A 23,817-nucleotide genomic window follows, 5' to 3' on the forward strand; every position below is an offset into this window, starting at 1 on the left:
TGTGTGTAAAATTACGATTGATCAGTTTTTTGTCTCTTTGAAACCGGTGCTGTGCGGGTTGTGTCGAACAGGCCGATAACAAAGAAGATGAGAAGCAGTGGTGCCAGCAGCATAATGCCGACATAAGCGAGCCACAGAATCAGCGGGCGCAGGCTCATGCCTCGGGTGCGCTGATGCATGATGGCAAAACCGGAGAACAAAAATCCGGTGCCAAGTGTACCGACAAAGACAAGAGCTGCCTGAGCAAGACTTGCACCAAAGAAAGACAATGCCAGTGCAACGGCAAAAACGCCGAGTGCTGCAACCGGCATGCGCAAAGTGGTCGGCCAGTCATCACGCGGACGTCTCAGGCGACCGGATGCACCGGTCAGGCGTAGCGCCAGATAAAGATTGCCGACGAGAGCTGCAAGCGCGATGGCTGGCTGCATGGCTGGCAAGACCACCATCAAAATGGAGGTCAATGTCGCCTGCATATCGGCATCGGAATGATAGGCTGGTTCAGCTTCTTTAAGGCGTTCCATCACTTGTGCGGTCAATTCACGCACCATATCTTCACCAAAGCCAATGATATAGCCGATGATGATGAAGCTGATGGCAACCATCAGCGCTAAGCGGAAGATGATATCGGAGAGGGGATACCAGACCAGAATATTGGCAGAGCCGCCCAGATCACTGGCAGGACGCGCTAGACCTGAAAGATAAGCGCCGATTGCTGCCGGAATAAAGCTGGTCAGCGCAATAAGCACTGCTGCCATCGGCACGCTGACGACGCTGACTGTTGCCGTTGCAGCAACAGCTGCGATGATTCCAGCAGTTGAACCCCAGCCGAGTGCTGCCATAAAAATTGGTAATGGTGTCAGGAAATACAAAACCATCGCAATGCCCGATTGGGCAATGACGCCAGAGGACATTAATGCAGAAGCCAATCCTGCAAGTATGCCGACGCCAATGATGGTTTTATCGAATTTCATAAGTTCCGCTGTCCTGCGCGCAAGAATTTGAGCGTTCTTGGCCATTGCAGTTAGAGGTTTCGGTTTAAACCGCTCAAACCCCAACTCGAGTTTTAAAAGTGAACCTGACCTGCGCTCATCGCAGAAGGTTTTAGTGCGTATAGAGTAGAAGAGACTTGCGGGCAATGCAAAAGCACCGCCCGCAAAGCAAAACTTATTTCACAACATATGGCAGCAGGCCGAGGAAACGTGCGCGCTTGATCGCTTTAGCGAGTTCGCGCTGCTTCTTCTGGCTCACAGCTGTGATGCGTGAAGGAACGATTTTACCGCGTTCTGAAATGTAACGCTGCAAAAGCTTGATGTCCTTGTAATCGATCTTTGGTGCATTAGGACCAGAGAACGGGCAAGTTTTACGACGACGATGGAACGGGCGGCGTGTTGGGATCTGATTGATATCAACCATAATTTATGCTCCTTCGCCAGCTTCGTTGTCACGTGGACGACGTGGACCGCGGTCACCATCGCGAGGGCGACGTGGACGATCGTCATCACGGCCGAAACGGTCGTCGCGTTCGCGACGGTCATCACGGCGTGTCAGCATTGCCGACTGGCCTTCTTCGTGTTCTTCTACACGTACTGTGAGGAAGCGCAGAACATCTTCATTGATGCGCATCTGGCGTTCCATTTCAGCAACAGCTGCCGCAGGGGCATCGATGTTGAGAAGTGTGTAGTAAGCTTTACGATTCTTTTTAACGCGATAAGTCAGGGGACGAAGACCCCAGTTCTCAATGCGCCCGACTTTACCGCCATTAGCTTCGAGGACACCCTTGAACTGTTCAACGAGGGCATCAACTTGCTGCTGCGTAATATCCTGTCGGGCAAGGAGCACATGTTCATAAAGAGCCATTGGCTTTGCCTTTCTTCTGTTTCTCATTGGCTCGAAATCAACGGCTAAGCCTCTGCGACTTCTCCTTAACCGCTATTGCGGGAAGAAAGGACGCTGGTCGAGACGATCGAGAGCGGAGACACGGGAGATGAAGCGCTTTGTTGCTTCTCAAGTCGTTGTTATAAGAACAACCAACATGATCCTCCGTTCAGCCCCCAGCTGACGCCGAGCAATGAATGTGTGGCTCATAAGCGTTTTTCCCCGCCTTTGCAAGCTGCAATGCGGCTGATATGCGACAAAAGCTTGACTTGTGCGCAGAGCAAAGGCACATCGCGGGAGAGAAAAAACAAAGATTATGCGGCTTTCAGTGTTCGGCTGCGGTGATAATCCGTCATTGAATACAGATAAAACTCATATAAACTGCACAATCTTATGTGGGCTTGTGTGGGCTTATATGGTCTTCATAAATGAGTTTGTACCGCCGCATTATATAGAGTGAGGTATTTATGACCGTAGCATTTACTTTCCCCGGCCAGGGCAGTCAGGTTGTTGGCATGGGCAAGGCGCTTGCTGAACAATTTGCAGAAGCACGTGCAGTTTTTGCCGAAGTTGATGATGCACTCGGGGAAAAGCTATCAGTGACCATGTTTGAAGGTCCTGAAGATGTGCTGACACTCACGGCCAATGCGCAGCCGGCCTTGATGGCAGTATCGATGGCTGTGGTGCGTGTGATGGAAGCGCAAGGCTTTTCGTTGAAAGAAAAAGTCTCTTATGTTGCCGGTCACTCATTGGGTGAATATTCGGCCCTTTGCGCTGCCGGTACATTCTCATTGGCTGATACAGCATGTTTGCTGCGTATCCGCGGCAATGCCATGCAACAGGCTGTGCCTGTAGGCCAAGGCGCTATGGCGGCGATCATCGGTCTGGAGCAGGCGGATGTCGAATCGGTCTGTGCTGAAGCCGCATCTTTGGGCGCTGTCCAGATTGCCAATGATAATGGTGGCGGTCAGTTGGTTATCTCCGGCTCGAAAGCAGCAGTTGAGGCAGCAGCAGCCAAGGCTTCGGAAAAAGGTGCCAAGCGCGCCATCATGCTGCCGGTTTCTGCACCTTTCCATTCTAGTCTGATGTCGCCTGCGGCTGATGCCATGCGTGAAGCACTGGCCAATGTGCAGAAAAACGATCCGGTTGTGCCTTTGATCGCCAATGTGCGTGCAGCTCCGATCACCTCTGCTGCCGAAATTACTGATTTGCTGGTTGAACAGGTTACCGGACAGGTGCGCTGGCGCGAGACCGTTGAGTGGTTTGCAGCTCATAATGTTTCGACACTTTATGAGGTAGGCTCAGGCAAAGTGCTGACCGGTCTAGCGCGTCGTATTGCCAAGGAAATAAATGGTGCGACCGTTGGATCCGCTGAAGAAATTGAAGCGGCATTGGCTACGCTAAACGTATAATAATAAAAGCACCTCCCAAAGAGTGAGAAGCGTTTTTTGGATTAAGATGTGCGATGAAGAACAAAAGGATCTATTATGTTTGATCTGTCTGGCCGCAAGGCTCTGGTAACCGGTGCAACCGGTGGTTTGGGTGAGGCAATTGCCCGCGCATTGCACGCACAAGGTGCGATTGTCGGCTTGCACGGTACGCGCAAGGAAAAGCTTGATTCTCTGGCGGCAGAGCTGGGTGAGCGCGTTTTTGTGTTCCCTGCCAACCTGTCCGACCGTGAAGAAGTCAAAGCACTCGGCCAGAAGGCTGAAGAGGAAATGGGCGGCATCGACATTTTGGTCAATAATGCCGGTATCACAAAAGACGGTCTCTTCGTTCGTATGAGCGATGAAGACTGGGATGCAGTATTGAACGTCAATCTGACATCCGTTTTCAATCTGACACGCGAAGTGACCCATCCGATGATGCGTCGCCGTCATGGCCGTATTATCAACATTTCTTCGATTGTTGGCGTCACGGGTAATCCGGGTCAGGCAAACTATTGTGCATCAAAAGCTGGATTAATCGGTTTTTCGAAATCGCTTGCACAAGAAATTGCCAGCCGTAATGTAACGGTCAATTGCATTGCTCCGGGATTCATCGAATCGGCTATGACCGAAAAGCTCAATGAGAAGCAAAAAGACGCAATCATGGGCTCAATTCCGATGAAGCGTATGGGAACAGGCGCCGAAATTGCTGCTGCTGTCGTTTATTTGGCAAGTGATGAAGCAGCCTATGTGACTGGTCAAACTGTCCATGTGAATGGCGGAATGGCAATGATTTAAGCTTTTTATGTGCCTAAAAAGCCATAAAGGAAGCTCAAGAAGCAGATGATTGGGCAAAATCTGCTTTGCCTTGCTCAAGAAGCATGGTAAATGCCGCGCCCAAGAAACAAGATGCCTCGCTTGAAGCGTCTTAATCTCGTTCCGCAAGGAATATCCACAGGATGTATGCTAAAGGATGTAAAGACTACAGTTGGCAGACATCTTATAACTTGATTACAATCATGCATAACGCTAACCAAAGCGTTGCAATTAAACACAGGTCGAGGTCACGACATGAGCGATACCGCAGAACGCGTCAAGAAAATCGTTGTTGAACATCTGGGCGTGGATGCCGACAAGGTCACGGAAGGCGCGAGCTTTATCGATGATCTCGGTGCAGACAGCCTTGATACAGTAGAACTGGTCATGGCGTTTGAAGAAGAATTCAGCGTCGAGATCCCTGATGATGCAGCAGAAACCATCCTTACCGTTGGTGACGCTGTTAAGTTCATCGACAAAGCTTCTGCTTAATATTTGAAAATACGGGATCGGAATGTTCCGGTCCCGTATTTTTTATGCACAGCTTCAAAAAAGCGCAAAGCAGCTTTGGGGCAGCGTGTATTTAAGTAAGTCGAGAGAGCATTTTCAATTTTTAAATTTAAGCTGTAAGTGCTCTTGATGAACCGGTTATTTAATCGGTTTATTTTTTATAGACTAAATTCAAATGTAACTTTTAGGCGTACCGGCGCCTTGAAACCTTTAAAGGTTTAGCCCGGCGCGCGTTCAAGGCGACAAATCATCTTCTCCGCTGAAGAGCGGAACATAGTTTGAGATTGTCATACTCGAAGGAGTGAATATGAGGCGTGTCGTTATCACCGGTTTAGGTCTGGTGTCACCGCTGGCAAATGGCGTTGAAGAGACATGGAAGCGTCTTCTTTCCGGTCAAAGCGGCGCTCGCCGTATTACAGAATTTGAAGTTGATGATCTGGCGTGTCAGATTGCCTGCCGCATCCCTGTAGGTGATGGCAGCAACGGAACATTCAATCCTGATTTATACATGGAGCCGAAGGAACAGCGAAAAGTTGATCCTTTCATCGTTTACGCTGTGGCTGCGGCCGATCAGGCGCTGGATGATGCCAATTGGCATCCCGAAAACGACGAAGATCAGATTGCAACCGGTGTGATGATTGGTTCTGGTATTGGCGGTATCGAAGGTATCGTGGAAGCCGGTTATACGTTGCGCGATAAAGGTCCGCGCCGCGTCTCCCCGTTCTTTATTCCAGGACGACTGATCAATCTGGCTTCCGGCCATGTATCCATCAAACATAAATTGCGCGGGCCTAACCACTCTGTGGTTACAGCTTGTGCAACCGGTACCCATGCCATTGGTGATGCAGCACGCATGATTGCTTTGGGCGATGCGGATGTGATGGTTGCTGGTGGTACAGAATCACCGGTCAGTCGTATCTCGCTCGCAGGTTTTGCCGCTTGTAAGGCACTGTCCACCAAGCGCAATGATGATCCAACCGCTGCATCGCGCCCTTATGACGATGACCGTGACGGTTTTGTTATGGGTGAGGGTGCTGGTGTTCTCGTTCTGGAAGAACTGGAACATGCACTGGCACGTGGCGCGAAAATCTACGCAGAAGTCACCGGTTACGGTATGTCGGGCGATGCTTATCACATCACTGCTCCAAGCGAAAACGGTGAAGGTGCACAGCGTTGCATGGAGGCAGCTTTGAAGCGTTCCGGCATTACGCCTGATCAGATCGATTATATCAACGCACACGGCACCTCTACGATGGCAGACACGCTTGAATTGGCAGCGGTTGAGCGCGTTGTTGGTGATGCAGCGTCGAAGATTTCAATGTCTTCAACCAAATCATCGATCGGCCACTTGCTCGGTGCTGCCGGTGCTGCGGAAGCAATCTTCTCGGTTCTGGCAATCTGCGATAATATTGCACCGGCCACAATCAATCTGGACACGCCGTCGGTTGAGACCAAAATCGATTTGGTACCGCACAAGCCGCGTGAACGCAAAATCGACACGGTTCTTTCAAACTCGTTCGGTTTTGGCGGGACAAATGCATCGCTGGTGATGCGTCGCTATCAGTAAGCTTGCTCTTTTAATCGAGAGTCGGGGATAAGCAGGACGCCAGTGCAAAAAACACTGGCGTCCTTTGCATATCTGACGATGATAGTGCCGACAAGATGGTGGCGTTGCACGATCAGGCATCATACAGATATTCTGTTTGGCCGGATTATTGTTTAATATTTGTAACAATATTTTTGCATGCTCGCCCTAAAGATATCCATTATTTGTTTTATCAAGCCTATCTTGTTGCAAGCAGATTTGATGATTGATCTCTGTCTGTTTCAAATTAATAAGAATGGATTGCTGAAGTTTGTTAAAACCATCAGCGACACAGCATGAAAAATTGGATCGAGGTGATCGAGTGAGCTCAGACGATAAAAATCCGAAATCTCAGGAAGTTAAGCCTGTTGATGCATCTGAAGATGCAGCTAAGGTTGCGGATAGAGCAGCTGAGCTTGCAGATCAGGGCACTCATACAACAACGGATTTATCCGATGGCGAAGCATCGCCACGTATAGAGCAAGAAACCTATCAGCAGCCAGAACCAGCAGAAGCCTCGGAAGCCGTTACACAAGTGGCAGGCGATGTTGCAAGTGAATCGGCTAAGCCTTTCGTGCCAAAATCGGCTTCAGAAGCCTTGCGCCCGCAACCGGGCCCAAAGCCGCCTAAAAAGCGCTCACGCGCTGCTCGCAGCCAGATTGTGATCTTTGCAAACTTCATGCTTTCGCTGTTGGTTTTAACCGTTATCGCTGCATCGGCTCTTTTCTACTTTGGAAAATTGCAGTTTGATGGTCAGGGGCCCTTGCAGGAAGAAACCGCTTTTTTGGTGAAGCGTGGCTCCGGTATTATCGAAATTTCCGATAGTTTGGAACGGCGTGAATTTATCACGGATGCCCGTATTTTCCGTTATGGTGTGCGCGCATACGGCTTGGAAAATGATATGAAGGCCGGTGAATATATGATCCCGGCCGGTGCATCAATGCGTGATATCATGACCGTTCTGGTGAGTGGCAAGTCGATCATGTATCCGCTGACCATTCCGGAAGGCTTAACGGTGAACCAGATTTTCGAGCGCCTGGACAAAAATGAAATTTTGACCGGGGCGTTGCCGAAAGAAATGCCTGCCGAAGGCTCGCTGTTTACCGATACACTATATTTTACCCGTGGTACAACACGTGCTGAAATGGTTGAGCGTATGCTGGCTTCGCAGAAGAAGCTGGTTGAAGATATTTGGGCAACGCGTCAAAACGATCTTCCGGTTAAAGATATCAATGAATTTGTAACTTTGGCATCTATCGTTGAAAAAGAAACCGGCATCGCAGCAGAGCGCCCGCATGTTGCATCGGTTTTTGTCAATCGTCTCAATCAGGGTATGCGTTTGCAGTCTGATCCAACGATCATTTATGGTTTGTTTGGCGGTTTGGGCAAACCCTCTGACCGGCCGATTTATAAGTCTGATATCGAGAAGCCGACGCCATATAATACTTATGTAATCAACGGCTTACCTCCGACTCCAATTGCCAATCCGGGTCGTGCTGCGTTGGAAGCGGTCGCAAAGCCGCTGGCAACCAAGGACGTTTATTTTGTTGCAGATGGTACCGGTGGTCATGTCTTTGCCGAGACGTTGAAAGAGCATAATGAAAATGTGCGTAAATGGCGTGGCATCGAGCAGCAAAAGCGCGATGCCGCCACTGCGCCGGCAGCGCAATAAAACTGGTAAAACAGCTTAAATCGTCGCGTGAAACGGGCAATTTGTCCGTTTCACGCATATTTATTTCAGTATTTTTATCCATAAGATGAATACTAAAAATCAGCGCAGGGGTTGCGTCTTATGACACTGCAAAGCATGACCGGGTTTGCCCGTTACAGCGGAACACACCAAAATGGCGGACTGGTGACGAATTTCACTTGGGAAATACGCTCGGTGAATGGCAAGGGGCTTGATGTGCGTTTGCGGCTGCCGCAGGGCTTTGAAGCACTGGAGCACAATATTCGCGGCCTTGTCGCCAAAAGCTTTACACGCGGTAATATGCAGGTGTCTTTGAATATTGATAATGGTGCGGAGCGCCATGAAGTTTCAATCAATTATACGCAGGTCGAAAAGCTGCTGAATGCCTCGCAAGAATTACAGGCGCGTTTTGGCGTTGCTCCCTTAACGCTTGATGGTTTATTTGCCCTTCGTGGCGTATTGGATCAACCGCAAGAAGCGGCTTCCGAAGAAGAAGAGGCTGCGTTAAAAGTAGCGGTGCTTGATGGCTTAAGCGCATTATTGTTGCAATTGAAAGAGACACGTGAGCTTGAAGGTCAGGCTCTGCAACGCATCTTTGAAAAGCATGTGGACGAGATTGCGTTGCTCACTGAAAAAGCGCGCCATGATCCGGCGCGTACTGTCGAAGCGATTAAAACCCGCTTGGCATCGCAGGTTTCTCTGCTGCTGGATGCGTCACAAGCGTTGGATAAAGACAGGCTTTATGCAGAAGCTGCCTATCTGGCCACCAAAGCTGACATACAAGAAGAGCTGGACAGACTGGACACACATGTGGCATCTGCCAGAAAATTATTAAAAGACGGCGGTGCAATCGGGCGCAAGCTTGATTTTCTGTCGCAAGAATTTAACCGTGAAGCCAACACACTTTGCGCGAAATCCAATGCAGCAACGATTACAGCCATCGGACTGGAACTCAAAGCGGCCGTTGATCAGTTTCGTGAACAGATACAGAATCTGGAGTAATTCATATGGCCATCTCATCAACTGAACATGGCGTTGCCCGTCGTGGCCTGATGCTGGTGATTTCTTCGCCGTCGGGCGCAGGAAAATCAAGCATTGCAAGATTGTTGCTGGAAGACAGAGAGATGGATTTGTCCCTTTCTGTCAGCGTCACCACCCGCACACGTCGCCCGAGCGAGGTGGAAGGTATCCACTATCATTTCATCAGTGTGGCTGAATTTGAACGTCTGCGTGATAGCGATGCACTGATTGAATATGCAGAAGTGCATGGCAATTTCTACGGTACGTTACGTGCGACTGCTGAAGATGCACTGGCTGATGGTCAGGACATGTTGTTCGACATTGACTGGCAGGGTGCAGACCAGTTGCAGGCGAAAATGCCGGCCGACGTTATTTCCATTTTTGTTTTGCCGCCATCGATGAAAGAACTGCAGTCGCGTTTGCATCGCCGTGCGGAAGACAGTGTGGACGTGATAGAAACGCGCCTTCATAATGCGCGCGTTGAAATTCAGAAATGGTCAAAATACGATTATATCGTCATCAATGAAGATTTGAATCGCTCTTATGCTGCGGTGAAAGCCATTGTAACCGCCGAGCGTTTGCGCCGTGACCGTCGTCCGGGATTGTTCGATTTTGTCGATCAGTTGTTGGGTGAGCCGGCAGACAAGTAAGATAAAATAAAAAACGCCGGAGGTACTTCCGGCGTTTTTTGTTCATTAATCCAGTGCATTGGCAAGAGCAACAAACTCTTCAATGCTCAATGTTTCGGCGCGTCTGGTACCGTCAATACCGGTCACTTCCAATAGCTTGGAACCATTGACGGGTTTAAGGCTTTGGCGCAGCATTTTACGACGTTGACCAAATGCCGCTTGCGTTATCCGTCCAAGCTTCTGCGCGTCGCATGGCAATGGATTGTCGAGCGGAGTGATATGTACCACCGACGACATGACTTTCGGTGGCGGTGTAAAAGCCTGTGGTGGTACATCAAATGCAATGCGTGACTGGGTGCGCCAGCCCGCCAACACGGCCAAACGGCCGTAATGGTCGGTGTTGGGTGCTGCAACTATGCGCTCGGCCACTTCGCGCTGAAACATCAATGTCATCGATTGATAGTAAGGTGGCCAAGGTTCGCTTAACAGCCAGTTGATCAGCAATTGCGTGCCGACATTATAAGGCAGATTGGCGACAATGCGTGGCTTGTTTTCATCTGGAAAGAGCGCTTGAAAATCTTGTTGCAGCGCATCGCCGGAAATCACTTTCAACCGACCCGGATAATGGCTTTCAATTTCGGCTAGTGCTGGCAGGCAGCGCTCATCGCGCTCAATCGCGGTCACAATTGCACCTTGCGCCAATAATGCGCGTGTCAGGCCACCAGGCCCGGGCCCCACTTCAATTACCGGCTGATCCTGCAATTGCCCTGCTTGACGGGCAATTTTGGATGTCAGATTGAGGTCGAACAAAAAATTCTGGCCTAAAGATTTTTTAGGCATCAAATCATATTGTTCGAGCACCTGACGCAAGGGAGGTAAATTATCAATGCTCATATACTTGTATCTTCCATTGCTGTATCTGCCAGTCGACGTGCCAATTTGAGGGCAGCCAGTAGACTGTCAGGACGCGCAATATTCTTTCCTGCAATTTCAAATGCTGTGCCGTGATCTGGAGAGGTACGAATAAACGGCAGACCGAGCGTGACATTCACGCTTTCATCAAAAGCCAGCGCTTTGGCCGGAATGAGAGCCTGATCATGATACATGCAGATTGCCACATCATAGGATTGGCGCGCACGTACATGAAACATCGTATCAGCTGGCAGCGGGCCTTTGATATCCATGCCTTTTGCGCGTAGAGTTTCAATGGCAGGGGTGATGATGGTTTCATCCTCATGCCCTAAAGCACCGCCTTCACCTGCATGCGGATTCAAACCTGCAACGGCAATGCGTGGCTGCTGGATACCAAAACATATACGCAAATCGCGTTCAGTAATGATGATGGTTTCTTCTATCAATGCAGTGGTTAGCTGTTTTGGCACATCATGCAACGGAATATGGATGGTAACGGGTACGGCTCGTAAATCTGGCCCCGCCAGCAGCATAACCGGCATGACCGATCTGCCAAGATGTTTGGAGGCAAGCTGCGCCAAAAACTCCGTATGACCCGGATGCTCAAAACCGGCATCATAAAGCGGTTTCTTGGAAATAGGGCAGGTGACAACTGCAGCAGTTCTGTTTGCCATTGTCAATGCAACGGCTTTTTCAATTGCTTCAATAATACCCGCAGCATTTTCGGCTAATGGAATGCCGATTCTTTCAGTCAATGTATTTTCGAGCGCCATAACCGGTAAAAACTGTTCAAAATCAGTCTGTGCAGTTTCCGCTGTGGAAATTTTAACGGGTATATCAAGCTTTAAATGAGCGGCACGTAAACGCAACTGTTCAGGATCTGCGAGCGCTAAAAATGCTGGTACATTTAATTTACGCCGATTGAGCCAAAGCGCCAACGCTAAATCAGGCCCGATGCCGGATGGATCGCCGATACTAAGCGCTAATGGTTTCATTTTAAGTCCGTTGTTAAATGCAACTGCCATTTCAGCTTAATGAAAAGCTGAAATGGCAGCAAATGCAAAACATTAAAAATGTCGAAACAGAAAAGTACCTATATGTTTTGCACTTTAACGGTTGACGATACGACCTTTTTTACGAAGCTCATCCAGATATTGCTTGCTGAGCTGATCGGCCTTTTGTTCTTGGCCTTTGGCTGATTGGGTGCCTTCAAGCGAGAAAACCAACTGAGCCACACGGTCATCTGACACTTTTCGTGTCGAACAGACAGCCAAAAACTCAACGCCTTTTTCAGTATCATGCGGTTTTGTCGTGCTGCCAACCGATGCTGCTTTGACGTCTTTTTCCCACTCGCCCGGCAATTGTGGTTCCAGAATGCGGCCAAGATCACGCACTGTCACGTCCAGCATACCTTTGGCTTGGCTACGGGTTGTCTCGCAGCTTTTAAAACGGGAACGTAATGTATTAGCATCCTGACGACGCTTGGCGATTAATGCAGGTGAACGCTTGGATGACGGGACCACAAAAATAACCTGCTGCAGATGATATTCCGTTGCAACAGGTTTGCGTCCTCCGTCTTTCAACATACGTTGAACAGCATCCTCTTCGGAGATAATACCTTCTTCACGGAAACGGGAGCTGATCAGGCGCCCCCAACCCATCTGCACCATAATATATGTTTTAAAGTGCTCAGGCGTGATACCAGCTTGATTCATCATCTGGTTCATCTGAGCGACGCTCATCCGGTTGTTAGACGCAAAATTAGCGTAAGCAGCATTAACTTCTTGCGGTGAAATAACAATGCCGCGTGTTTTCATTTCAACACGCTTTAGCATTTCATCGGTCAGTTCTTGTCGTGCCTGACTGGTGAGATTACCTTTTTTGCCTTGTACTTTTAAGAAAGCCGCACGTTTTTGGATGTCTCCGGAGGTAATGGCATTACTGTTGACAATGACTTTTACCTCGGTGCCTGAAGCTGCACTCGCCGGTTGGATGGCAGTTAAGGCGCCAACAGCAGTCAGGCAGATCGCTGCGCTGAAGAAAGATGCAATTATTGGCTTCTTAAAAATCATAACATATTTCCCAGGTCTTTCGCTGATTTTTCAGCGACTAGATAGAGTTCACCATTCACTGGATCAAATTTTGGTTACTTTATAGCGAAACCGATGCGGCGAAACAATGACGTCACCGTGAAGATGAATAAAAAGTTTAATGAGCGCCATAATGCAATGGCCTGTCATGGTTTTACAACAGGCCATTTGCCATTTTGCTGGTTCCGCCGAAATCGCCCAATGTACGGAAGGTAATATTAAAACCGATACTATGGGATGGCTTGCTTGCCTGTGACAGACCATTCGTGCTTGGAGGAGTACGCGACTGGCTATAAGTCATCGCATAGCTAAAGCATTCATCATCATAAGCAAGACCGGCAGAAGCACGCACTAATGTGCTCGATACCAACTCATATGTGCCACGTCCAAACATACGCCAGTTTTCGTTCAGTTTTGTTGATGCTGACATTGTCAGCTCTTGACGATCATCAATATAACCATAATTCGGTTGGGCAGCGATAAAAGCATAGCGCGCACCAATTGTCAGGCGTGACCAGCTCTGCTGTGCTTCAATTTCGCCGCGCTCCAGCGAGAAATCTTTGCGATTAAATCTGCCGCGCGCGGCAAGATTGAAGCCTTCACTATTTGAAAGTCCGAGCATGGCCACATAATCAGAGCTTCGGTGCTCCAAGCCGGATTCAGCACCGACATTGACAAAGTCATGCGTTGCGAATGAGTTCAGGCCGCCCAACTGAAAGGACTGACCTGCAAGACCATAAACGCCCCATCCATTATTCAGATTGCCGGAATAACGTAAGCCAAGGTTGGCACGGGTACCGCCTTCAACGCGGTCATAGCCGGAAAATTTGTCCCGTTCAAACAGGTTGGTTGCGTCAAAAACAAAGCTTTGCGCATCTTCATTTGGCATTTCACCGGCGTAAGCTTCGTTATTGCGTACAAAAATCTGAGCGGTAGGCTCAATGATATGAGTGCTGCTGGTGGACGAGAAAAGAATCGGCCAACGCACTTCCATCCCAGCGGTAGCCATGGCACGGAAAGCTTGCGAGCGGGTTACATCAATTGAGTTGCTGTTGATGCCGATTGCATCGCCGCGCAACGCTAGAATTGGTGTAATGACCAAACCTTGTGGCGTGATGAAACTGCGCTTCCATTCCGCTTCTGATGTAAAGCGTGCATTTGTACCGCTTGCACCAGGTACGCGGTAATTGTCGGCACCAAATGAGATTTTATTAGATTGATTGTCGTATTGGTTTTTACGGTAGAGAATCTGCAAATTATTGGTGATACTGAATTCGCCGCCATAAACTGCATCTGGCGCTATATATAAGTGATCCAGACTAGGGAAAACCCAAGGCTGTTTGGATGAGACTTCCCTCGGGTTCGAAGAAAGAAGATCTTCCTGCACGTCGAAGCGATAAAAATTTAAGTCGAAGTAGCTACGTTCACCAAGGCCAGTAAGGTAAATTTTCGAAGTTTGCGTTTTTGCAGAATAGCCTTCGATACTATAGGTGCGACTGAAGTTTTTATCGCTCTGAGCCATTACATCCCAGCCGTATTTCCAGCGGGAGTTAATTTCGAAATCACCTTTGGATGCGATCATACCGCGATCGGTATTGTTGGCATCGGTTGTGTTCGAATTAAATTTATCTGAACTGAGCTGATGAATACCTGCGATACGCAAGTTATAGCTGCCACTCTCAAGACGATGGCGCCATTCAGCCTCAGTTAAAAAACCTTGCTTTGTGTAGCCGGTGGTGGAGACCGTCAGATCATAGTTTGGTGCCAGATTCCAGAAATAGGATGCTTTCACACCAAAGCCGAGTTTATCTCTATAGGCAAAGCCTGGAAATAAGAAACCGCTTTTACGTTTTACACTCGGATCAGCTATCTCAAAGGCTGGCAAAAATGCAATCGGCATACCGAAAAGTTCGAATTGTCCGCGTTCGAAACGAACTGTCTTACGTGCACCATTCCAGATGATTTTGCGGGCTTTGATTTGCCACAGCACAGGTTTGTCAGGATTTTTAGTGCAGGCCTGACAAGCTGTGTAAATACCATTATTGAATGTGGTAATTTCACCACCACTGCGCTCGGCACTTTCGGCAACAAAGCGTGTGTCATCTGTCGTCTCGACGCGCAAGCCGTTCACAAAGCCGTCGCGGAAATCATCAGTGACATCAATTTCATCAGTGTAAATCGTATTACCGTCTTTTTCGACAATTTGCACATTGCCGGATGCGGTCATACGATTGGTTTGACGATTATAAGTGACTTTGTCAGCGACGAGGCGGTTGCCGTCATATTCGATTTGCACGGCACCTTGAGCCACGACAGTTTGCACATCGCGATCATAAACCAGTTCGTCTGCCTGTAATAACATACGGGCATCCGGATTGGTTTTGAAGCCGTCTTCCAAGCTGCTTTGTGCCAAAACGGGGGAAGTGGTCGCAGCAAAGGGCACAATGCTTAACAAGCACGCAATAGCAGTCCCGCGAACGAGCTGTGAGAATATATTTGGCAAAATTAAGCGTGCTTTACTCAAACTCACTAACCATCCTCCTTATGTAGCAAAAAGGAGACCCCGAAAAATGTAGCGATAACAACCGGTACCCATGCTGCCACAAAAGGCGGCACGAATCCGGCATTACCGAACGCCTTTACTAAAACCGTAACCACATAAAGCACGAAGCCGGCCATGACGCCACCCAGAATCATCGTTCCCGACTGACCAAAACGCACAAATTTGAGGGAAACCGTTGCTGCAATCAAAGTCATTGCCATTAAAAGAGCAGGTAAAGCCAGCAAAGACTGGAATTGCATGTCAAAAGCATTGGCTGAATAGCCGAATGAACGGGCCACTTTAATTGTGTGGGGAAGTTGGAGAAAGGGAATCGTTTCAGGGGATGCCAGCTTTTCCTGAACGAATTCAGGCCGCAACTGCGTGGGTATCTCGATTGATTTATACTGAACCGGCTCTTCTGCCAGTGCAAAACGTGTAACATCAGTGAGCTGCCAGACGCCGGGTTTCAAATCAGCTTGTCTGGCATCAAAGCGTTCTTTGATGCTCTTGTCGTCATTAAATGTAATGAAGGTAGCATCGGCCAAAGTCGCACCCTGATTAAGGATGGATTTGGCTCCGACAATGGTTTCACCTTCATCAGTCTTTTGGCGCAGCCACGGATCACGTAAAGCGGAGACTGCTGTAACTTTACCGGTTTTCCATGATGCTGCAATTTCTTCGGCTTTGTTGAAGCCGTAAGCTGAGAGCGGATTGACGATGAAAATCGTGCCCAGACCGAACAGGAAAGCACCAAAACAGGCCGGCAACAGAAATTGCCATGCAGAGACACCAACAGAACGCGCAACCACCAATTCGTAGCGGCGATTAAGCGAGATAAGTGTTGCCATTGCGGAAAACAGAGCGACAAATGGGATCATTTGCTGCATTAAAAACGGAATGCGCAATGCTGAAACCACAAAAGCCTGCGTGACTGAATAATTCGGCAGGCTTGACATGCGGTTGGCATTTTCGGTGAAATCCAACAAGAGGGCGAGCGAAAAGATACCCAGCAAAAAATAGAAGGTGATGCGCACATAACGCATGAAGAAATAACGGGCGAGCGTCCAGCCGATCATTGCGCGCCTCCATTTTTATATTTTGCAGTGCCATCAAATCTTGAGCGCAGATTTTGGAAAAGCGAGAAGATTGTGCTGAAAATTGTATTCAACGGTTTGGCAATTGCATCAGGTAATCCCAATCTGCGGCCACTGATGAGCAGATAGGCGCAGATAAGCATAGTACCAATTGGTACTATATACGTGATTTTAATATACGATGCTTCTTTTGAAGAGCCTTCGGTGAAATAATAGCCAACCCAGTAAACGATCAATGCCAGCGTGATTGCGGAAAAGGACGCTGAAATCCGTGCTTCACGGTGTGAGCGTGAATCACCGGCAAAAACCAGAGCGATAAAGGCAAAAACCAAAGGATAAAGCCATTTTGTGAAGCGGCTGTGCAATTCGGATTTATAGGAAAGCGGGCGTGTTTGCACCGACGGATCATTGGCGTCCGGATTAAGCAAATAAGCTAATGGACGATCTTTGGCATAATAGCTGACATCATCACCGCCATCGGTAAATTGGCTCATATCGAAAGAATAAGAATCGAACTTGATAATAGAAACATTACCGGTGCTGATATCGCGGCGCTGTACTTCGCCTTGTTTCATCAAGATGATGTCTTGTGTGCCATTATTGGCTATCACACCGTCAGCCGCATAATAGATCAGGTCAATCTGAGGGTCGCGGCTGTCAGCGATGAATAATCCGCCAATACCGCCATCCGGTTTGCGCTCGGCAATTTGCACATAAAGATTATCACTGACTTTGCGGAAGGTGCCTTCCTGAATGATCACATTCAGCATGTCGGAACCGGCTTCGGCCAGCATGGCGCGCATATTCATGCGCGAATACGGATCAACGAAATTTGAGATCACGAAGGAAGACATGGAAACAAGTAACGCCAGCAATAAGATCGGACGGACAATGGCTGCACGGGATGCGCCGGATGCGTTGATAACAACGAGCTCCGAATCCTGATTCATGGTTGAAAGCGTCTGTGTGATCGCAATAATCAGCGCAAAAGGCAGCACGATCGGAATAGCTGCGGGCAATAAAAGCGAACTGAATTTGAGAATAGCTGAAAGCGATTGTCCGCTGGTCGTCAAAAAATCAATGCGTTTCAGAATTTGTACAATCCAAGTAATGCCGACTGTCGAGCCAAGCACCGCCAGAAACATAATCGCAACACGGCGAAGGATATACCATTCTATCAATCGCATGTTTTGCGTTTACATCCTGATCTTAAAAACGAAGAGATGAGGTAGACTCAAACTCTCAATATAGGGGAACCTAGATTGTTACCAATTTAGTCGTAAATCATTTTGGCTAAAATTAACCGAATAAAACTGGTTAACCAAGCGTTAATTCAGTAATTGACAATTAATGCTATCAATTAAATGTTTAGGCCTGTTGTTCATCGCTTTGCTGTCATAGATATAGAATATGCTGATGAAAGTTTTCATGCTTACCGGAGTTAATAATGTCTAAGCGTCCTTCTATTCAATTTTCCGATTTTACAGCGCCCGCAAGTGGTGCATCTGTCGTACTGGTAGCTAAAGGCGGGGGCTTTGCTGAAGAGGCGGCATCATTTGCCGGTGGTGCGGAGAAAATCCGCAAGCTGATCGAAATTTCCGGTTTTAACGGTAAACTCGGGACTACCGCAGAGGCTATCAGCACTGAAGATGGCGGCATCGAACGCCTGATTCTGGTTGGTGTTGGCAAGATCGAGAAGCTCGGCAATGATGATTGGGTGCGCATTGGTGGTGCTGCATTCTCAAAAATCGGCAAATCAACGCAGGTTGCGGTTGCTCTGGCATTGCCTGAACAGACTATTGCAGATGATGAAGCGGCCGATTTTGCACTTGGTATGCTGCTGCGCTCTTATGAGTTTGATAAATATAAAACCAAAAAAGACGACAAAGACGGTGCCAAGAAACAGGCTGCTGCCACTGTTAAAATCAGTGTTGCATCACCTGACACTGCAAAAGCTGCCTATAAAACCGCTGAAGCTATTGCCGCTGGTGTGATTCAGGCGCGTGATCTGGTTAATGAACCAGCCAATATTCTGGGCCCTGTCGAATTTGCAGATGAAGCAGCCAAGCTTGAAAAACTCGGCGTGAAAATTGAAGTTCTCGGCGAAAAAGAACTGAAAAAACTAGGTATGGGTGCATTGCTCGGTGTCGCTCAGGGTTCCGTTCGCCCGCCACGCGTTGTTGTGATGCAGTGGAATGGCGGTAAAGCCAAAGACAAACCAGTGGCCTTCGTCGGTAAAGGTGTTGTTTTCGATACCGGTGGTATTTCCATCAAGCCTGCCCTTAATATGGAAGAAATGAAAGGTGACATGGGCGGTGCTGCTGCTGTGACCGGCTTGATGCGGGCACTTGCTGGCCGTAAGGCCAATGTCAATGTGGTTGGCGTGATCGGCCTTGTCGAAAATATGCCGGATGGCAATGCACAGCGTCCGGGCGATATCGTCACCACCATGTCTGGTCAGACGATTGAAGTGATCAACACCGATGCTGAAGGTCGTCTGGTCTTGGCCGATGCGCTTCATTACACCGCAGATCGCTTCAAGCCGCAAATCATGATCAATCTGGCGACATTGACGGGTGCGGTTATGGTGGCGCTCGGTGTCTATAATGCTGGCCTGTTCTCCAATGATGATGAACTGGCAGATCAGCTTTATGATGCAGGTGTGGCATCAGGTGAAAAGGTGTGGCGTCTGCCGCTGGGTAAAGAATACGACAAGATGATCGATTCGACTTTTGCCGATATGAAGAACTCTTGCGGTCGTTTGGCTGGCTCTATTACTGCGGCTCAGTTCCTGAAGCGCTTTGTTGGCGATACGCCTTGGGCACATCTGGATATTGCCGGTACAGCTATGGGTTCACCAGCCACTGAATACAGCCAAAGCTGGGCTTCTGGCTTCGGCGTTCGTTTGCTGGATCGTTTGGTGCGTGACCATTACGAAGCATAAGCTTTTTTATTGAAAGAACCAGATTGCAAGCGGGTCGGATTTTTTCGGCCCGCTTTTTTATGTTCCTTGTTCTAATTCACAGTAAAGTGCAAAAAATAGGGGGTGTTTTTAAGGGGGATTGCTTTATAGAATATTGCTAAATCTTTTTAATAAGGCAGGAACACTCGTGCAGGCTTCTTATCCGTCGCGTCAATTTATCTTGATTACATTTGTCTTGATGCTTGTGAATGCAATCTTTTTTTATTCCATTCTGGATCCTGAAAATATTGATTTTCAGATGAGTGAAGAAGGTTTGCTGGAGCAGGTACAAAATGTCTATCTGGCTTTGGCAGCCGTTGCTTTTTTAATTGGTGGCCTGAGACATCATGCCGAAAAACGCATGTTTTATATTGCGATGTCATGGTTGATGGTGTTGTTTTTCTTCCGCGAAATGGTGGTTGAGCCTCATGGTCCAATTAGCTCTTATATTCATTCACACCAGTTCCGTTGGCATGAAGCTATCGTCACAGTCATTTTTGCAGCGATTTACGTTTGGCGCTGTCCTTCTTATGTCAAGCCGGTGATGCAATATGTGCTGAGCCCAAAATGCTGGCCTTATTATTTTGCTGCATTTTTGCTGGTGATGGGCGAAGTTTTTGAACGTCAGACACAGTGGTATTATAACCAGTTTTTTGAAGAATTGAGCGAATGTCTTGGTTATGTGATTTTGCTTGTTCTGGGCGTGTGCAGTATCTTGAGTGCAAAAGCGCAACACAATAACTGAATCACATTATAAAATAATTTCAATAAATTATTGAAATATATAGCATTATTAAAATTAGTAATTTTAAAGGCAGCGCTGTTTTTTACAGCGCTGCCTTTAAGTTTAAGCGTGAAAATTGCCATCTATCAGTCAGCATTCATCAACTGCCTTGCAACTGCAAGGCTCGCATGGCAAAGCTGGTATTCGTGATTTTCGAAAAACAAGTATCCGGAATTTATGGCTGAAATCCTGTTTTACCACTTAACTGAATCAACTCTTGATGAAGCATTGCCCGGTTTAGTGGAACGTTCGCTTGGCCGTGGCTGGCGGGTTACCATTCAAGGCATCAGCCGTGAGCGGTTGGAGGTCATCGATAATCTTTTGTGGACATGTTCCGATGTTTCGTTTTTGGCGCATGGTTTTGAAGATGATGAGCTTGCAGCAGAGCAGCCGATTTTATTGACACTGAGCGACAATAATCAAAATAATTCAACGGTACGTTTTTTAGTTGAAGGCGCGGAACTCAACGATGTTTCGGCTTATGAGCGTCTGGTCGTTATGTTCGATGGCCACAATCAGGAACAGCTTGAAAAAGCACGACAACAGTGGAAAACTTTTAAAACGGGTGATCACCAACTGACTTATTGGCAACAAAATGCCGATAAACGCTGGGAACGCAAAGCATGATGCGCGCTTTTTTTATTGCACTTATTGTTGGCGGATTAGGTATTGGTTTTGCCTATCCGTGGTATGTCAGTCATTTTACTGGCAGTGATATTAATCGCTGGGTGATGTTGGAAGGTGTAGGCCAACCTCTCCAAACACCAAAGGTGCATTTGTCGCAAGATGACGCGCCGGTGCGGATCTTTGTAGATATGACACCGCTTGAAAGTGAGGCAGCAGACCAGCAGCGCTCAACTGTTCGTCTGGCGGTCAGCCGTGACGGACACCCGTTAATGTCGGAAGTTCTTTCTTATCAGCGCATTGCAGGTGAAAAGCCATCTAATCATGAAGCTAACAAGCCCATGCGCGCGAGCGCGGGTGACATCAATCCGGTGATTACAGGTGAATATACATTCAGCGTGGCACCTGCCGATGTGGAGGAGTTGCATATTGGCAAAATTGAACTGGTTTTGCGCCGTGCTGCCAAACCGGTCAATGATAATCTTATCTCTGCCGGACTGATTGCCGTTGTGCTTGGTGTCTATGGTTTGGTGCGTGGCCGGCTCTATCGTCGCAAGATTTAAAATCTGATTTTAAAAACGCAGGCTTTTAAGTGCCTGCGTTTTTTTGTCTGATATGAACCGTTCAATCAGCCAATGCTTCTTCATATTTGGCTGAAAGTTCAAGCCAAATATCTTCAGCGCCCGCCAGTTTCACACGGTGTTCATTGATCTGTTTGGTCAGCTCAACCGATTTTTGTGGTTCTTTTTCGTAAAGTGCCGGATCTTCCAGTTTCTCTGTCAGAGATTGAATCTCTTTCTGCAGTTTTTGCATCAAGGCTTCGGAATCTTTGACTTTTTTCAACAAAGGCTTCAGCGCATCGCGCTTTTGTGCTGCCAGTTTGCGCTGGTCTGCTTTGCTGATTTTCGGGCCTTCCTCTTGTGTAATCTCTGACGAAGTTTGACCAGAATTTTTAGCATCAGCCAGAACCAGTGCACGATATTCGTCCAAGTCGCCTTCAAAGGGTTTGACGGTGCCGTTACGCACCAGCCACAGACGTTCCATCGTTGCTTCAATGAGGTGGCGATCATGCGCAATCAGGATAACAGCACCTTTAAAGCTGTTGAGTGCATGCACCAGCTCCTCACGACTGTCGATGTCAAGATGGTTGGTCGGTTCGTCAAGGATGAGCAGGTTAGGGCCGTCAAAGGTGGCAAGCCCCATCAACAGGCGTGCTTTTTCACCACCGGAGAGATCTTTAGCGGGGGTGAGCATTTTCTCGGTTGAAAGCCCCATACGCGCAACACGTGAACGTACTTTGGCTTCCGGTTCACCAGACATTAGTCTGCGCACATGTTCGATGGCATTATCTTCCGGCACCAGATCGTCCAACTGATGTTGGGCGAAGAATGCTACTTTCAGGTTTGGCGATAAAGTCAGCGTACCTGTTTCTGCGTCCAACCGTCCACCGATCAGCTTGGCAAGAGTCGATTTACCATTACCATTGGAACCAAGCAGTGCAATGCGGTCATCATTATCGATGCGCAAGGTGAGATTTTGCAAAATCGGCTGGCCCGGCTGATAGCCGACATTGGCTTGTTCAAGCGCAATGATCGGCGAAGCTGCTTTCTTTTCTGCATCGGGAAAAGTAAATGGCTGCACGTTGGTTTCCACATAAAGCTCAATGGGCTTGAGCTTTTCCAATGCTTTCAGGCGTGATTGAGCTTGGCGTGCTTTCGAAGCCTTGGCGCGGAAACGATCAACAAAAGCTTCCATATGCTTGCGGTGATGTTCCTGCTTCACATGGGCTTTTTGCTGCAATTCCAGCATTTCCAAGCGCTGACGTTCAAACTGGTCATAGTTACCGCGCCAGAAAGTGAGCTTCTTCTGGTCGAGATGCATAATCGAGTTGACTGCGGAATTCAGAAGGTCGCGATCGTGACTGATGATGATGACAGTGTGCGGATAACGGCGCACATAATCAATCAACCACAACACACCTTCCAGATCGAGATAGTTGGTCGGTTCGTCAAGCAGTAATAGATCAGGCTCTGAGAAGAGAACTGCGGCAAGAGCCACACGCATACGCCAACCACCGGAGAAGGATGAGGCAGGGCGACGCTGTGCTTCTGCATCAAAGCCAAGACCGGCAAGAATAGCACCTGCACGGGCTTCGGCAGAGTGGGCATCAATATCGGCAAGGCGAATATGAATTTCAGCGATACGTTCCGGATCGGTGGCCGTTTCCGCTTCTGCTAATAATTGCGTGCGCTCTATATCGGCTTTCAGCACAATGTCGATCAACGGCTCTTCTGTGCCCGGAGCTTCCTGCGCCACCTGACCAATGCGTGTTTGTTTGGGCATCGAGATACTGCCGGTTTCTACCGCCAGATCATTGGTGATTGCACGAAAAAGGGTTGACTTGCCAGTACCGTTACGGCCGACAAATCCGGTTTTGGAACCGGCAGGCAATGTCACGCTGGCGTGGTCAATCAGCAGGCGGCCTGCAATGCGGATGGATATGTCGTTTAGAATAAGCATAATAATAAGCGCTTTCGCATGACAGGAGGCCTGTTAGCAAGTGGGATTAAGTGTTGGTAGCGTAAAATGATAGTGAGGCAGGTGGATTCTGTGACTTTTAAATGAAACTTCTCATAGCTTGTGCCGTCAGCTCTTGGCATTTGGGTCGCAGCCGTTTATGAGAACATCACTCATCATTTCTCTTTATACAAGGTTTTTGAAATGGCAATTGAACGTACATTCTCTATGATCAAACCAGATGCAACCAAACGCAATCTGACCGGTGCTATCACCGCCAAGCTTGAAGAAGCTGGTCTGCGTGTTGTTGCATCCAAACGCGTTTGGATGAGCCGCCGCGAAGCTGAAGGCTTCTACGCTGTGCACAAAGAACGTCCTTTCTTTGGTGAACTGGTTGATTCAATGACTTCCGGCCCGACCATCGTTCAGGTTTTGGAAGGCGAAGGCGCCATCCTGAAAAACCGTGAAGTCATGGGCGCAACCAATCCGGCCGATGCAGCTGAAGGCACAATCCGTAAAACTTTCGCACTCTCAATCGGCGAAAACTCAGTTCACGGTTCAGATGCTCCTGAAACAGCAGCAATCGAAATCGCTTACTGGTTCTCCGGTACAGAAATCGTTGGCTAAAGCATGTCTCCCAAAAGTGGGCACCGGTTTTGGGATAAAGACATGGGTAAAAACAAGCTGTTAGAGTAAGCGCAGTGGATAAGATAAAGTGCGACACGCTCTAATTGAAGTTG

Annotated in this window: 22 protein-coding genes; 12 read left to right on the forward strand and 10 right to left on the reverse strand. The window is 48.2% G+C overall.

Annotated elements, in window-relative coordinates; translation table 11 throughout:
- Nucleotides 1–11 precede the first annotated feature (11 nt).
- The 3 genes from ACI0FR_RS05330 to rpsF form a co-directional block, all read right to left on the reverse strand.
- A complete protein-coding gene (locus ACI0FR_RS05330) occupies nt 12–971 on the reverse strand; it encodes a DUF2232 domain-containing protein (RefSeq protein ID WP_404906307.1) in 960 nt (319 codons plus the stop codon).
- A gap of 193 nt (nt 972–1,164) precedes the next feature.
- Nucleotides 1,165–1,413, reverse strand: a complete 249-nt coding sequence (rpsR, locus tag ACI0FR_RS05335) for a 30S ribosomal protein S18 (RefSeq protein ID WP_094506475.1) — start codon at nt 1,411–1,413, stop codon at nt 1,165–1,167.
- Between the two features lie 3 nt (nt 1,414–1,416).
- A complete protein-coding gene (gene rpsF / locus ACI0FR_RS05340; RefSeq protein ID WP_374830131.1) occupies nt 1,417–1,857 on the reverse strand; it encodes a 30S ribosomal protein S6 in 441 nt (146 codons plus the stop codon).
- Nucleotides 1,858–2,342: 485 nt separating this feature from the next.
- On the opposite strand from rpsF, the gene fabD reads away from it, so the two are divergent.
- The 7 genes from fabD to gmk all read left to right on the forward strand — a co-directional run bounded on the left by fabD (nt 2,343) and on the right by gmk (nt 9,573).
- Nucleotides 2,343–3,287 carry an ACP S-malonyltransferase gene (gene fabD / locus ACI0FR_RS05345; protein ID WP_404906306.1) on the forward strand — a complete coding sequence of 315 codons (945 nt, stop codon included), beginning with the start codon at nt 2,343–2,345 and terminating at the stop codon, nt 3,285–3,287.
- A gap of 75 nt (nt 3,288–3,362) precedes the next feature.
- Entirely contained in the window at nt 3,363–4,100 is a 738-nt protein-coding gene (gene fabG, locus ACI0FR_RS05350; RefSeq protein ID WP_374830135.1) for a 3-oxoacyl-[acyl-carrier-protein] reductase, read from the forward strand.
- Between the two features lie 273 nt (nt 4,101–4,373).
- Complete coding sequence (locus ACI0FR_RS05355) at nt 4,374–4,610, forward strand: acyl carrier protein (protein WP_184220179.1); 237 nt, start codon at nt 4,374–4,376, stop codon at nt 4,608–4,610.
- 325 nt (nt 4,611–4,935) lie between these two features.
- Entirely contained in the window at nt 4,936–6,195 is a 1,260-nt protein-coding gene (gene fabF, locus ACI0FR_RS05360; RefSeq protein ID WP_404906305.1) for a beta-ketoacyl-ACP synthase II, read from the forward strand.
- A 493-nt stretch (nt 6,196–6,688) separates the two neighbouring features.
- Nucleotides 6,689–7,885, forward strand: a complete 1,197-nt coding sequence (gene mltG / locus ACI0FR_RS05365) for an endolytic transglycosylase MltG (protein WP_404906349.1) — start codon at nt 6,689–6,691, stop codon at nt 7,883–7,885.
- A gap of 120 nt (nt 7,886–8,005) precedes the next feature.
- Nucleotides 8,006–8,905, forward strand: coding sequence for a YicC/YloC family endoribonuclease (locus tag ACI0FR_RS05370; RefSeq protein WP_404906304.1), 900 nt, complete (start codon nt 8,006–8,008; stop codon nt 8,903–8,905).
- A 5-nt stretch (nt 8,906–8,910) separates the two neighbouring features.
- Nucleotides 8,911–9,573 carry a guanylate kinase gene (gene gmk, locus ACI0FR_RS05375; RefSeq protein ID WP_404906303.1) on the forward strand — a complete coding sequence of 221 codons (663 nt, stop codon included), beginning with the start codon at nt 8,911–8,913 and terminating at the stop codon, nt 9,571–9,573.
- A 45-nt stretch (nt 9,574–9,618) separates the two neighbouring features.
- On the opposite strand, the gene rsmA is transcribed toward gmk, so the two are convergent.
- The 6 genes from rsmA to lptF all read right to left on the reverse strand — a co-directional run bounded on the left by rsmA (nt 9,619) and on the right by lptF (nt 17,377).
- Nucleotides 9,619–10,446 carry a 16S rRNA (adenine(1518)-N(6)/adenine(1519)-N(6))-dimethyltransferase RsmA gene (gene rsmA, locus ACI0FR_RS05380; RefSeq protein ID WP_404906302.1) on the reverse strand — a complete coding sequence of 276 codons (828 nt, stop codon included), beginning with the start codon at nt 10,444–10,446 and terminating at the stop codon, nt 9,619–9,621.
- Nucleotides 10,443–11,459: a 4-hydroxythreonine-4-phosphate dehydrogenase PdxA gene (pdxA, locus tag ACI0FR_RS05385; RefSeq protein ID WP_404906301.1), complete on the reverse strand. Its 1,017-nt coding sequence runs from the start codon at nt 11,457–11,459 to the stop codon at nt 10,443–10,445. The genes rsmA and pdxA overlap by 4 nt, the downstream gene beginning before the upstream one ends.
- Nucleotides 11,460–11,573: 114 nt before the next feature.
- Entirely contained in the window at nt 11,574–12,536 is a 963-nt protein-coding gene (locus tag ACI0FR_RS05390) for a SurA N-terminal domain-containing protein (protein ID WP_374830147.1), read from the reverse strand.
- Nucleotides 12,537–12,708: 172 nt separating this feature from the next.
- Complete coding sequence (locus ACI0FR_RS05395) at nt 12,709–15,084, reverse strand: LPS-assembly protein LptD (RefSeq protein ID WP_404906300.1); 2,376 nt, start codon at nt 15,082–15,084, stop codon at nt 12,709–12,711.
- Nucleotides 15,084–16,172 (reverse strand): LPS export ABC transporter permease LptG, encoded by a 1,089-nt coding sequence (gene lptG / locus ACI0FR_RS05400; protein WP_374830151.1) that lies wholly within the window; start codon nt 16,170–16,172, stop codon nt 15,084–15,086. The genes ACI0FR_RS05395 and lptG overlap by 1 nt, the downstream gene beginning before the upstream one ends.
- A complete protein-coding gene (lptF, locus tag ACI0FR_RS05405; RefSeq protein WP_374830153.1) occupies nt 16,169–17,377 on the reverse strand; it encodes an LPS export ABC transporter permease LptF in 1,209 nt (402 codons plus the stop codon). The genes lptG and lptF overlap by 4 nt, the downstream gene beginning before the upstream one ends.
- 260 nt (nt 17,378–17,637) lie before the next feature.
- Here lptF and ACI0FR_RS05410 point away from each other — a divergent pair, with 260 nt between their 5' ends.
- From ACI0FR_RS05410 to ACI0FR_RS05425, 4 genes are all read left to right on the forward strand, one after another.
- Nucleotides 17,638–19,134 (forward strand): leucyl aminopeptidase, encoded by a 1,497-nt coding sequence (locus ACI0FR_RS05410; RefSeq protein ID WP_404906299.1) that lies wholly within the window; start codon nt 17,638–17,640, stop codon nt 19,132–19,134.
- 166 nt (nt 19,135–19,300) lie between these two features.
- Nucleotides 19,301–19,897 carry a hypothetical protein gene (locus ACI0FR_RS05415; protein WP_374830157.1) on the forward strand — a complete coding sequence of 199 codons (597 nt, stop codon included), beginning with the start codon at nt 19,301–19,303 and terminating at the stop codon, nt 19,895–19,897.
- A gap of 216 nt (nt 19,898–20,113) precedes the next feature.
- Nucleotides 20,114–20,563 carry a DNA polymerase III subunit chi gene (locus ACI0FR_RS05420; RefSeq protein WP_374830159.1) on the forward strand — a complete coding sequence of 150 codons (450 nt, stop codon included), beginning with the start codon at nt 20,114–20,116 and terminating at the stop codon, nt 20,561–20,563.
- Nucleotides 20,560–21,123, forward strand: coding sequence for a hypothetical protein (locus ACI0FR_RS05425; protein WP_404906298.1), 564 nt, complete (start codon nt 20,560–20,562; stop codon nt 21,121–21,123). Before ACI0FR_RS05420 ends, ACI0FR_RS05425 begins: the two co-directional genes overlap by 4 nt.
- 61 nt (nt 21,124–21,184) lie before the next feature.
- On the opposite strand, the gene ACI0FR_RS05430 is transcribed toward ACI0FR_RS05425, so the two are convergent.
- Nucleotides 21,185–23,080, reverse strand: a complete 1,896-nt coding sequence (locus ACI0FR_RS05430; protein ID WP_404906297.1) for an ATP-binding cassette domain-containing protein — start codon at nt 23,078–23,080, stop codon at nt 21,185–21,187.
- Nucleotides 23,081–23,281: 201 nt separating this feature from the next.
- Here ACI0FR_RS05430 and ndk point away from each other — a divergent pair, with 201 nt between their 5' ends.
- Nucleotides 23,282–23,704 (forward strand): nucleoside-diphosphate kinase, encoded by a 423-nt coding sequence (gene ndk / locus ACI0FR_RS05435; RefSeq protein ID WP_184220133.1) that lies wholly within the window; start codon nt 23,282–23,284, stop codon nt 23,702–23,704.
- The last annotated feature ends 113 nt before the right edge of the window (nt 23,705–23,817 follow it).

This window comes from Paenochrobactrum sp. BZR 201-1 (assembly GCF_044987585.2).
GTDB lineage: Bacteria > Pseudomonadota > Alphaproteobacteria > Rhizobiales > Rhizobiaceae > Paenochrobactrum > Paenochrobactrum pullorum.